Below are 11,740 nucleotides of genomic sequence, written 5' to 3'. Positions count from 1 at the left end.
GTGGTAAGACGTTTCCCTACCCGAGGTTTCGTGAGGAGATAAGTATGACGATCGATACCCAGACATCCATGTCTTTACCGGTGGCATCCGCACGTGCCGAACTGGCCATACGCGCCGAAGGCATCTACAAGTCCTACAAATCTGGACGGCAGCGCGTCCCGGTATTGAAAGGGATTGACTGGAATATCCCGCGCGGCGACGTGCAGCTATTGATGGGACCGTCGGGCTCGGGGAAGACAACCCTGATTTCGATCTTGGCGGGGCTGCTTGTTCCGGATGATGGGCGCGTCTGGTTGCTCGACCAGGACATTACCCGGATGTCGCGAGCGCAGCGAACGCGATTCCGGCGGCGCCATATCGGTTTTGTATTCCAGCACTTCAACCTGTTCCCGGCACTAACCGCGGCAGAAAATATCGAAGTTGTTTTGGAGATTAAAGGCATTGCCCGCCGCCGGGCGCGCAGCGAAGCCTACGAGCTCCTCGATCGCGTCGGACTGGCGGCTCAAGCGCACCAGCGACCGCGTGACTTATCGGGCGGTCAAAAGCAGCGGGTTGCAATCGCGCGCGCGCTGGCAGGTAATCCGCAAATCGCGATCGCGGACGAGCCAACGGCCGCGTTGGATGCCCAAAGCGGCCAAAGAATCATCCACTTATTGCGACAGCTCGCAAAGGAGCAAGGTTGCACGGTGGCGATCGTCACTCACGACCCGCGCATCACCGATATTGCCGACAACATTTTCTACATCGAAGACGGTTCATTCTGCGCTCAGGAAAGTAGTTATTCTATGGATTGAGTACGAGCGGCACGAGTAGCGCTCTCCCCACTTGGGGTGCAGACTGTTTTTATCTATCCACCTTCAGAGCCGAGCAGCGCTCGCGTTGTTCTCGCTGTTTGCGTTTGACTCGCTCCGGAATCCCGAATTGGGCGCCTGCCAGCAGGCGATCGCGTTCGCGAGCGAAGTGGGCGGCAACAATCGGATCGGTAATGACCAAGACCGTTTCGTCGTTGCGACGGTTGGCGGTTGGCGACCAGTTGTGAGAGCCGGTCACAACGACGCGATCGTCGACGAGTGCGAACTTATGGTGGAGCTTGTCGCCAGCCGGCAAATTAGGGATGCCGACGGTTTCAATCGGAGTTGCCCAGGGCGCGTTGTTCTCCTCGATAGTGCAGTTGTGGTTGGCAATGACAACGCCAAGCATGTCCAGTCCTTCGCTATAGCTGCGGTAGGCAAAACTGCGATCGATGAGCGCATTAACGGCAACACCCCGTTCGTGGCGATCGCGAATGACATCAACGAGAACTTGCTCCGAGAAGACAAACAGTATCAGGTCGATCGATTGAGTTGCCGTTGCTAAGGTATGGGCAATCAGGCCGTTGCTGCTGTCTTCAAAGGGAAGTGTCTTCGACGTTGGCGAGAAGTGCACGACAATCTTGGTGTCGCCTGCCCAGACCGTTGCCGCCCGGCGATCGGGTTTGCCGAGTCCGAATCGACTGTCGGTACTCCCCCCAGGCCCGTCGCCCCACATTAACTCAAATTCCTCGACGAATAAGCGTGCGAGGTCGGGACTGTCGATTGCGAGCAGGTGATTGACGTTGCCGCGACTGCTGGGTTCGCCGAAGTCCCCGTGAATGCCGCTCGTGGTGAGGTTGGCCGAGCCCGTGACGACGGTTCTACCGTCGATGACGATGAATTTGTGGTGCATCAGCCCGGAGCCGGCCGACCCGTCGGCGGAGTCGTCGATCGTCGGTACGCCAGCATCGCCTAGAACAACTAGAGCGTCGCCACTGGCAATTTCGCCCACATCCAGCGTGCCATCGCCATTGACGTCGATCAGCGCCCGCGCTTCTTCGTAGGCATCGCGATCGCGATTGTCGGCATCCCTTAGATCGCCAGCCGTAAGGCTGCTCCAGGGCGTACTATAGGTGTTTTCAATGATGACGCGCACGCGCACGCCGGCACGGTGGCGCTCGGCAATTGCCCGGGCAATTGCCGGCAGGCGCAGTTCCTGAACGGCGACCTCGAGACTGGACTGGGCGCCGCCGATCGCCTCAACGACAATTTGTTCGAGGTTATCGCCGGGGCGTTCGATCTGGCGGTAGGGCTCGACGTAGTCGGCGTCTATTTGGAGATTTTGGTTGAAATAAACTCGTACGTTAGCGGCTTGGGGCAGCGGTTCCAGTCGAGGTTGCGAGCTACCGATTTGTCCGGCACGATTCGACGCTCCATTAACGCCCAATGGAGCCAACGCCTCTCTTGCTCCTAGCCAGTTACAGGCTTGTAGGGCAAACAGCGCCGTAACGGATATCCCGAGCGCCAGACCGGAGGAAAACCAAGATTGCCAACGCATCGTTTTTCAGGAACCATTCGTTCCAGACGGAAACTAAGGCGGACCAATCCGATATTATGCGGCATTGACTGCCGCAGCAGGGTTATTTGGTTCAAAATGTTGCGCCATGCCGAGCGGCAATCGCTCGGCATGGATCCCGTCACGAGGACTCACGGCGTCACCAGCACCTTGTCGACGCGGTTGCCATCCATATCCATCACCTCGAAGTTCAATCCCCGCCATACGAAGCAATCGGCAGCCGCGGGGATACGACCCAGATGTGCGATCACGAATCCACCCAGGGTGTGGAAATTGCTTCGTCGATCGCGCGCGAGGTCGAGATCGGCGAACAGCTCGCAGAATTCGTCAAACGGTAACGTGCCGTCGAGCAACCAGGACCCGTCTGCCCGCTGGATTACCGGAGCATCTTCGCTCGGGTCTTCGGACGCGATGTCGCCGACAATCGCTTCCATAATGTCGTTAAGCGTCACTAATCCTTGAATCACGCCGTACTCGTCGACGACCAAGGCGACGTGGGTGCCGGTTTGTTTGAATAGCTCCAGCACCTTCAGCCCGCCGATGCTTTCGGGAACGAACAGCGGCTTTTGTAGATTGGCGGTGAGGTCGAAAGGGGCACCGTGCATGCAATCGGCCAGCAAACTCGTGACCGCCACGATACCGAGCACGTTGTCGAGCGTATTTTGGCAGATTGGAAAGCGAGTGTGCGAACTGCCGGTTACCTTGCGGCGGTTATTGTCTTCCGGACTGTCGATATCGAGCCAGGTAATCTCCGGACGCGGCGTCATCAGTACGCTGACGGGGCGATCGCCCAACTGCAACACTCGCTCCACCATGTCCTGTTCGGCTGCTTCGAAGGTGCCGGCTTCCGTGCCCTGCTCGATCAGCACCCGGATTTCCGTCCGAGTTACATGCGGGTCGTTTTCCTCGGGCGTCTGGGAAATCGCCCGCAAAACGATTTCGGTCGAACGGCCGAGTAATCCAACAACCGGTGCAACCAGCACCGACAGTCCGCGTAGCGGCAGTGCGACGTTGCGCGCGATCTGTTCTGGATAAATTAGCCCCAACCGTTTCGGCACCAACTCCCCGAACACCAACGACAGGTAGGTCACCATCAAGACCACCAGAAATAAGGCGATTGCCTCGCTGCGATCGTGCAGCCAAGGGACGCGTCCGATTGAAGCGGCCAGTGGCTGTGCCAACGTGGTCCCGCTGAAGGCACCAGCAAAGATGCCGATGAGGGTGATACCGATTTGGACGGTGGAGAGAATCTGATTGGGGTCGTTGGCCAACTCCAGTGCGGCGCGCGCGCGCCGGTCGCCGTGCAGGCTGAGCTGCTCCAGGCGCGATTTCCGCGAGGACACCACGGCGATCTCTGACATGGCAAACAAGCTATTTGCAAAAATCAGCAGAAGGAGCAGGAGGAAATGACCCGTGTGCGAGAGCATGACCCAACTGGGGATAAGTACTTATCTTTGCCTGAAGTCTAGTATGGAGACCGATTGTTGTCACCGTCCCGCGCCGTTCGTAATGCCTGCGTAAGCGGCACTTCGAAACCCAATCGTCACTTAAGGCTCCCCTACGGAGCAATTGGGATTCAAACAAGGCGTGTTAACCCGCATGTTAGCTGTCCTGCAGGCAACCGGGCGATCGCAATGAGAACCTATGGGCTGCACGAATGCAGTGTCCATACTTTTGATTAATATCTATCCGATAGTCCTACGCGGTGGGGTTGGCACAGGTTCATGACCCGCAACTAGGCATGGTCACAACCCTGCACGAGCATCGTAGCTTCTGGATTACCAGTCGAATTTGCAGATAAATCCAAGCAGTTCCAGATAGTTCGTAAGGTTGCAAGTGCTAGCAAGTGGAGCAAAAGCAAGCCAATTCTCGAAGACATCGTCCGTACCGCCGAGGTCGAGCTGGCAAAACCATAAAGCAAAAATCGCCGATAGGGACTCATCGCCACCAAACAGCATCCGGTTGTGATTAGTCCCCGGCCGAGCGCGATCGCTACCGACACTCCGGCGAACGCCGCCGGCATTCACGAACCGGCTACATCCTCTAGTGCCAGCCACACGCGGAGGATTTCAGCAACACTCCAGGCTTGGGCGAAGCAACCGCGCGGAGTATGGGGCGGCGCACCATCAAAGATCTCGCTAATCGTCCCGAGTCCGCCGGCAGCCAAGTGGTCTGCCATCGGTTGCAGGAGCGCGCGCGCCGTTGCCGGGTCGCGATAAACGCGCAAATGAGCTTGCACAAACGGTCCCAGCAACCAACCCCAAACCGTTCCCTGGTGGTAGCATCCGTCGCGCTGAAGCCGATCGCCGCCATAATGCGGACAATATTGGGCGTCTGCTGGGGCAAGAGAGCGCAGTCCGTGGGAGGTAAGCAAATGGCGGGAAACGGTATCGACTACCGCGCGCTGGCGTTCGGGAGTCAACAGCGGCTCGGACGGCACCGAAACGGCAAAGATTTGATTCGGACGCAACGCCGTATCGTCACCCTCGGGACCGTCTAGCACGTCAATACAATAGCCGAGGTCCTCGCTCCAAAACCTCGCGAAACTTTGCCGCGCGCGATCGCGTAGAGTTGCTAAATCGGCATAAGGGCGATCGAGCACCTGCGCAAACTCCACAACAATCTGGAGCGCGTTGAACCACAAGGCGTTGATTTCAACGGGCTTGCCGATGCGTGGTGTCACAACCCAATCCTCCACCTTCGCATCCATCCATGTCAGTTGTGTGCCCGGTTCCCCGGCGTAGAGCAATCCATCGGAGTCGAGATGGATGTTGTAACGAGTGCCGCGCTGGTGCCAGGCGATCGCCTCTTCTAGAGGGGAATAGAGCTCGCGCAGCAGGTCTTCATCGCCTGTTGCGTTGAAGTAGGCGCGTACCGCCTCGAAATACCAGAGAACGGCATCGACGGTGTTGTACTCCGGTTCAGTGCTGCCGTCGGGAAAGAGATTGGGCAACATGCCCTGACTGAGGTAATGCCCGAACGTGCGCAAAATCGGCCGCGCGATTTCAGGACGACCGGCTGCAACGCTCAGTCCCGGCAAACTAATTGCCGTATCGCGCCCCCAATCGCCAAACCAGGGATACCCGGCGATGATGGTTTTACCGTCAGGATCGACGGGTACGGCACGACGGACCACAAACTGGTCGGCCGCAAGCGTTAATTGCTCGATCCAATCCGGCGGCTTCAATCCGTGAGCCGTCTGCCAGCGCTGGACCAACATGCGATCGTAGTCGTGGCGGCGGTGGCGGGCTGCGTTGCCGTCGAGGTCAACATCGTCGTGCGTACTGGCAACCAAGGTCAGTGTCGCGCCCGGTTCCATAAGGGCCCGAAGCGTAGCGGCATGCAAGCGATCTTCGCGATCGCCTGTCTCGCGGTAGCGTTCGACTGCCAAGTCGTAGCCGCGATACCACTCGCCGCCAGGCGTAAATTCGCCGCGATCGCTCAGCAAAAACAGCGGTGTGGCTTCAGGAAAAGCGCGCATGCGGATGCCGTTATATGGGTTGGCTTGGCTCTCGATCGCGTCTAACTGCCAGTTGCCCCACGTAACTCCGCCATGATGGTCGCGGTAATTCGCGATCGCCTTGATGCTCAACTCCAGCGGCGCGCTACCGCGCTCGAGGCAATATTGAAGGTAGGTCGAGTTCTCCTCCCGCTCCATCCAGATGCGCTGCACGAGCAGAGCATCGGCGAGCGCGTAGCACCAAGTCGGAACCGAGCCGTCAAGGTGAAAGCTTTCGAGGTAGCGATAGCCGCGGGGTGCAATCGAGCCGTCTGCCCAGCGATTGGTACCAAGTTCGTATCGATGCTGGCGGTAAGCGACCGTAGGGTCGCAATGGGCCAACATCAAGACGCGCCCGAGCGGTGGGTCTAGGGCTGCAACGAGTAAGCCGTGATAAAAACGAGACGTCAATCCGGCAACGGTGCCGCAGGCATAACCGCCAATCCCATTCGTCACCAACCATTCGCGCGACTCGGCAACTGCTAAGTCTCCACAAACAGCGCGTCCGAAGCGAATGACCATTTTGCACCCTCGAATCGCCGTCCTCAATGTTAACGGTTGACGCAATTATTTGAACTCCGCTTTGCTCCTTGACTGACCAACAGAACACGTAAAAGCCCTGCGTACTGTCAATATGGTTCAGCTCAAATAATTGAGGTGCAAGACTATTACAGCAGTGAGTAACCCAGTTGCTTAATTTGTCATCGATGCTGCCGAAGGACGTTTAATAGTTTGCATCCAGTCTGGATAATTCCGTGCTCCAATCTTTTTGAGCTAAGGCTTCACTTTTGGCCCAAGATTATTTATGAGAGAAAAGCTTGGGGAGTGGCGGGGCAAATAAAACAGTCTCGCCCATGCTGATTGGTTGAAATCTCTGATTTTTTCTCTTCGTGCATGGAGCAATTATCGATCGCCACACATGCTCTTTTTCATGCACTTGTCAAGAGTTTCATAAAAACAAATCATTCATACTTTAAGCCTTCGTATGCTCCTAAACAGGAATGTAAGCCAACAACTCCTGTCGGACTGACAGCACCTACAATCGGGATATTTTTCCTCTTCTTGGCGACTCACTTGTTGCCCGTTGCCCTATCTCGGAGCGAGCATGAGTCCGGAGCATCCCAAATTCACCCCTTCTTCGTGAATAAGATTTAAGTTCTTTGGGTCTAGGCCTTTCCTCCCATCCCAATACTCTGCTAATCTTTTACAATTTGCTCTGTCTCGTTCTTCCTCGGGCAAAGTAGTTTTTTACTAAGCCTTAAACTTCGCAATGCCCTGAAAACAGTAGCTCGGCTTACTTAACCCCCCCCCCCGCTGGAAATCGCTCTTGGTTTCCTCAGACCCGTGAGCGATCCCGATAAAGCCTGTTTGTTGCGCTCCGAACCAACCCCCGCTAAGCAGTTGTGGAATAAATCGATACCATAAGCTCTGCCATTCTCGTTTCATTCAAGTTTTCCGAGACGCTATATATTTGGAATATTTGGAGGAACTCTCAGGGACCCGAACCTCGGGAACTCCGTCGAGAGCTAAGTCGAGCAAGCTTCCGTAAGGAGAAACCGGCTTATGGCAGAACCGCCATCGAAATTGTTATTCACCGATGCCAGCAGTCGCTTGGATCGGGCTCTGCAGCACGTAGAAATCTCTGAAGATGCAATCGCCCGCTTGAAGTATCCCAAAGCCAGTTTGACTGTGGCTATACCCATGCGTCGCGACGACGGCTCGCTGAAAATTTTTCAGGGTTATCGCGTGCGCTATGACGACACGCGCGGTCCGGGCAAGGGCGGCGTGCGCTACCATCCTGCCGTCACCCTCGATGAAGTGCAATCGCTGGCGTTTTGGATGACCTTCAAGTGCGCGCTCCTCGATCTGCCCTTCGGCGGTGCCAAAGGTGGCATTGCCCTCGATCCGCGCTCGCTTTCACGGGCAGAACTCGAACGTCTGAGTCGCAGCTATGTCGACGCGATCGCCGATTTTATCGGTCCGGACATAGATGTGCTCGCACCGGACCTTTACACCAACGCAACGGTGATGGGATGGATGATGGACCAATACAGCATCATTCACCGAAAAATGACGCCCTCGGTTGTGACTGGCAAACCCCTGGCTTTGGGCGGTTCGCGCGGTCGCAATGGTGCCACGGCGTTGGGTGCCTATGAAGTCATCGCCACGTTATTGCCAAAGTTCGAGCGTCAACCTCAAGATACGACGGTCGCCATCCAGGGATTTGGCAAAGTTGGAGCGACCCTAGCAGGGTTGCTGGCGCGCTCGGGCTATCGCGTTGTGGCTGTCAGCGACTCCCAAGGTGGAATTTACGCCCCGCGCGGTTTGGATATCCCTAGCATTCAGGAATATAAAACGGCACACCGCAGTATGAAAGCAGTCTACTGCGAAAGCAGCGTTTGCAATATCGTCGAGCACGAGGTCATTAGCAACGCCGAGCTGCTGCAGCTCAAGGTAGACGTTCTGATTCCCGCCGCGCTGGAAAACCAAATTACTGCCGACAACGCCCGCAACATTCGCGCGCCGCTCGTATTCGAAGTCGCTAACGGTCCGACCACCGTGGAAGCCGATCGCATCTTAGACGCGCGCGGCATCCAGGTCGTACCGGATATTCTGGTCAATGCGGGTGGCGTTACGGTCAGCTACTTTGAATGGGTGCAAAACCGCAGCGGTCTCTACTGGACGCAGACCGAAGTGGAAACGCGCCTTCGAGAGCGCATGCAAGCCGAAACCGCTGCTGTCTGGGCGGCTGCACGCGACCGCAGCGTGTCACTGCGAACGGCAGCCTACGTGCGCGCGCTGAAGCGCCTCGGAGCCGCCCTCGACGCTAAAGGCACCCGCGATTACTATCGAGGCGATCGCCCATGATGGATCCCCAGCTCGTGCCAGCCTTCTTACAAGCCGCCCGCCGGTTGTTCGTTCGCGGTGCCGAACACTCGGTGCGTCCGTCCGCACTCCGCACGATCGCGGCGGCCATCGACGGATTGCCGGCCGTGCAAAGCGAACGAACGCCCCAGCTACAGCCGGTGTGCCGGTACTTACCCGACGCGATCGCAGCAGCTACCAACCGCCTCGACACGGGCTTCATACTCGCCCTTAAGCCGCTGTTGCCCTATTTGCATTGGCATCAGGACTATGCCCCCGAGGATACTGCTGTTGCCCCATCCGACACGAACTATGCCGCTAGTGAAGTCTGCGGACCCCGCGGCTGGATCGTCAGCGAGCGTGTCACGCTCGGGCTCGTTCTGCTCGGTCCTGCCACGTGTTACCTGCCCTACGCACGTCCAGAAGCCGAGCTCCATCACATTCTGTCCGGGCAAGCACTTTGGCAGATCGGCAACGGGGCATGGCGGCTGCGCGTGGGAGGTGAGTTTATCGTTCACCCCCCTGATGTTATTCATGCAATGAAAACCGATCGCGATCCGCTGCTAGCGCTATATGCGGCCTGGCACGACGAGGGGCAGGACAGGTCACTTTAGATGTCGGTTTGGTCGGGCGTGAAGCTGCTATTAGGTTCGCGATTGGTAGGGGGTGCATCGGCTGTCGCTGGTGGGTCAGCACGTTCGCTCGCCGTAACCGCCGACTCGTTAGCGGTAGCGGGGGATGTAGGCGCTTCAACAATGGATTCGGACGCGATCGGCCCGGTCGATGCTGCTTCGGAATCGGGAGCGGCACGCTCGGTTTCAGTCAGAGTACCCGGTTCGATCTCGACTGCAATTGCCTCGGAAAGCTGCTGCGATTGCAACCCAGTAGCTGACTGGCGTTGGAAAAGACCGCTCAGGCGCGATCGCCACTGGTTTGGTGTCAACCAGCTGCGCGCCTTGCTGGTTGCCTGTTCGGGGACGGGAGTTTGCTCTGCCTCCGGCACTAGTTCTCGGCGCAAGCTCAGCGTCTGCCAGCCGAACCAGCCCAGTAATGCCACGCTTGCCACTTGTCCCAGCAACACGCCGCCCGTGATACGTTGCGCGCACACCCAAAGCACCAACGCGTAGAACAACCCGCAACCGCTGAAAACAAAATCGTACTTGCGGTGAACTTCGGGAAAGAAGAATGCCGCCATGTACAGAGCAAAACTGCCGAGAGCAACGAGCAGCGCGAGGAATTGGGCCAACATACAGCAGAAGCCTCTTGGGAGCCACGTAGCCACTTTACCAATAGCCGCGATCGATAACCGTGCCGTTGCCAGCGATCGGCCGGTTGGCAACGCGCGATCGCGAGTCTGGCTCGACCTGCATCGCAAGCGGACCGCGTCGGATTGCTGCTGCTGGTAATCAGACCTGGCAACCTGACTCGTCGGCCCGCCAAGCTGAGGACTTTGGTGCGATCGCAAGCACTCGGAATTCTGAAAAGCAAGTAAACGCAAGTTTTAATCTCTTTTTCACAAGTGTGCTCGGAACTTGCCGATACCCTTGAGGTAAACAGTTCTTATCGAGATCGGCGATTCGTCTCATGACACAACCCAGCTTTGGCGTAATCGGTTTAGCCGTGATGGGCGAGAATCTGGCGCTCAATGTGGAGAGCCGGGGTTTCCCCATCGCCGTCTATAACCGTACAGGCGAGAAGACTAAAACCTTCATGGCAGAGCGCGCCCAGGGTAAGAACGTAACCGCAACCTATTCGATCGAGGAATTCGTCGGTGCGCTTGCCCGGCCGCGCAAAATCCTGGTGATGGTGAAGGCGGGCAAGCCAGTTGATGCGGTGATCCAGCAACTCAAACCCCTACTCGAACCCGGCGACACGATCGTCGACGGCGGCAACTCCCTCTACGAAGATACCGAGCGCCGCACAACGGAACTCGAAGGCTCCGGGCTTGGGTTCGTTGGGATGGGCGTCAGCGGCGGCGAAGAAGGAGCGCTCCACGGTCCGAGCTTGATGCCTGGCGGAACCAAACAGTCCTATCGCGATCTCGAGTCGATCGTTACGAAGATCGCGGCTCAGGTGGATGACGGTCCCTGCGTTACCTACATCGGCCCCGGCGGCGCGGGTCATTACGTCAAGATGGTCCACAACGGCATCGAGTACGGCGACATGCAGCTTATCGCCGAAGCCTATGACCTTCTTAAGAACGTCCTGGGTCTGAGCAACATCCAGATTGCGGATGTTTTTAAGGAGTGGAACGCGACTGAGGAGCTGAACTCCTTCCTAATCGAAATCACGGCCGATATCTTCACCAAAATCGACCCCGAAACCGGCAAGGGCCTTGTGGATGTCATCCTCGATTCGGCAGGTCAGAAAGGGACGGGTCGCTGGACGGTCGTGACCTCGTTAGAGTTGGGCGTCCCGATCCCGACGATTTATGCCGCCGTGAACGCGCGCGTCATTTCCTCGTTTAAAGACGAGCGCGTAGCTGCAGCCAAGAAACTGCCCAGCGCGGTCGAGCCCTTCGGGGGCAACGTCCAAGCATTTGTAGACAAAGTTCGCGATGCCCTATACTGCTCGAAAATGTGCTCCTACGCCCAGGGAATGGCATTACTGAGCAAGGCGTCGGACGAGTTCGGCTATAACCTCAAGCTGGACGAAATCGCCCGCATCTGGAAGGGCGGCTGCATTATCCAGGCTGGTTTCCTCGGCAAGATTCAGTCGGCATTCATCGACAACCCGAAGTTAGCAAACTTATTGCTGTCGCCGGAGTTCAAGCAATCGATCCTCGATCGCCAGAGTGCTTGGCGGGAAGTGCTCGCAACGTCCAACAAGATGGGCGTGCCGGTCCCGGCTTTCAGCGCATCGCTCGACTACTTCGACAGCTACCGGCGCGCCCGCCTACCGCAAAACTTGACCCAAGCCCAGCGCGATTACTTCGGCGCTCACACCTACGAACGTACCGACCAACCGCGTGGCGAGTTCTTCCACAGCGAGTGGATGAAGATGTAGGGC

9 protein-coding genes are annotated in these 11,740 nt (G+C 57.4%); 4 read left to right on the top strand and 5 right to left on the bottom strand.

Annotated elements, in window-relative coordinates; genetic code table 11:
- Positions 1-44: 44 nt before the first annotated feature.
- Positions 45-794 carry an ABC transporter ATP-binding protein gene (locus KR51_RS04850; protein ID WP_022605445.1) on the top strand — a complete coding sequence of 250 codons (750 nt, stop codon included), beginning with the start codon at positions 45-47 and terminating at the stop codon, positions 792-794.
- Positions 795-843: 49 nt separating this feature from the next.
- Here KR51_RS04850 and KR51_RS04845 read toward each other — a convergent pair whose 3' ends face one another.
- The 4 genes from KR51_RS04845 to KR51_RS04830 form a co-directional block, all read right to left on the bottom strand.
- Complete coding sequence (locus KR51_RS04845; RefSeq protein WP_022605443.1) at positions 844-2,349, bottom strand: phospholipase D-like domain-containing protein; 1,506 nt, start codon at positions 2,347-2,349, stop codon at positions 844-846.
- Positions 2,350-2,498: 149 nt separating this feature from the next.
- Positions 2,499-3,794, bottom strand: coding sequence for a hemolysin family protein (locus KR51_RS04840; protein ID WP_022605442.1), 1,296 nt, complete (start codon positions 3,792-3,794; stop codon positions 2,499-2,501).
- Between the two features lie 351 nt (positions 3,795-4,145).
- Positions 4,146-4,394, bottom strand: coding sequence for a hypothetical protein (locus KR51_RS04835; RefSeq protein ID WP_022605441.1), 249 nt, complete (start codon positions 4,392-4,394; stop codon positions 4,146-4,148).
- Positions 4,391-6,388 (bottom strand): amylo-alpha-1,6-glucosidase, encoded by a 1,998-nt coding sequence (locus KR51_RS04830; RefSeq protein ID WP_022605439.1) that lies wholly within the window; start codon positions 6,386-6,388, stop codon positions 4,391-4,393. The genes KR51_RS04835 and KR51_RS04830 overlap by 4 nt, the downstream gene beginning before the upstream one ends.
- Before the next feature lie 1,041 nt (positions 6,389-7,429).
- Here KR51_RS04830 and KR51_RS04820 point away from each other — a divergent pair.
- Positions 7,430-8,734, top strand: a complete 1,305-nt coding sequence (locus KR51_RS04820) for a Glu/Leu/Phe/Val family dehydrogenase (RefSeq protein WP_022605435.1) — start codon at positions 7,430-7,432, stop codon at positions 8,732-8,734.
- On the top strand, positions 8,731-9,345 hold the full coding sequence (locus KR51_RS17305; RefSeq protein WP_022605434.1) for a dimethylsulfonioproprionate lyase family protein: 615 nt from the start codon (positions 8,731-8,733) through the stop codon (positions 9,343-9,345). The genes KR51_RS04820 and KR51_RS17305 overlap by 4 nt, the downstream gene beginning before the upstream one ends.
- Here KR51_RS17305 and KR51_RS18040 read toward each other — a convergent pair.
- Entirely contained in the window at positions 9,342-10,229 is an 888-nt protein-coding gene (locus tag KR51_RS18040; protein ID WP_232214531.1) for a Ycf66 family protein, read from the bottom strand. The genes KR51_RS17305 and KR51_RS18040 overlap by 4 nt on opposite strands.
- Before the next feature lie 86 nt (positions 10,230-10,315).
- Here KR51_RS18040 and gnd point away from each other — a divergent pair, with 86 nt between their 5' ends.
- Positions 10,316-11,737, top strand: coding sequence for a decarboxylating NADP(+)-dependent phosphogluconate dehydrogenase (gene gnd / locus KR51_RS04805; protein ID WP_022605430.1), 1,422 nt, complete (start codon positions 10,316-10,318; stop codon positions 11,735-11,737).
- Positions 11,738-11,740 lie beyond the last annotated feature (3 nt).

Source organism: Rubidibacter lacunae KORDI 51-2, from assembly GCF_000473895.1.
Lineage (GTDB): Bacteria > Cyanobacteriota > Cyanobacteriia > Cyanobacteriales > Rubidibacteraceae > Rubidibacter > Rubidibacter lacunae.
The sequence above is the reverse complement of the archived record's forward strand: the minus strand, read 5'-3'. Positions and strand labels throughout refer to the sequence as shown.

Bases quoted from the DNA above. Each gene is read 5' to 3' on its own strand.
- gnd (WP_022605430.1), top strand. From the start codon at position 10,316: ATGACACAACCCAGCTTTGGCGTAATCGGTTTAGCCGTGATGGGCGAG.
- KR51_RS04830 (WP_022605439.1), bottom strand. From the start codon at position 6,388: ATGGTCATTCGCTTCGGACGCGCTGTTTGTGGAGACTTAGCAGTTGCC.
- KR51_RS04845 (WP_022605443.1), bottom strand. From the start codon at position 2,349: ATGCGTTGGCAATCTTGGTTTTCCTCCGGTCTGGCGCTCGGGATATCC.
- KR51_RS04820 (WP_022605435.1), top strand. From the start codon at position 7,430: ATGGCAGAACCGCCATCGAAATTGTTATTCACCGATGCCAGCAGTCGC.
- KR51_RS04840 (WP_022605442.1), bottom strand. From the start codon at position 3,794: ATGCTCTCGCACACGGGTCATTTCCTCCTGCTCCTTCTGCTGATTTTT.
- KR51_RS04850 (WP_022605445.1), top strand. From the start codon at position 45: ATGACGATCGATACCCAGACATCCATGTCTTTACCGGTGGCATCCGCA.
- KR51_RS17305 (WP_022605434.1), top strand. From the start codon at position 8,731: ATGATGGATCCCCAGCTCGTGCCAGCCTTCTTACAAGCCGCCCGCCGG.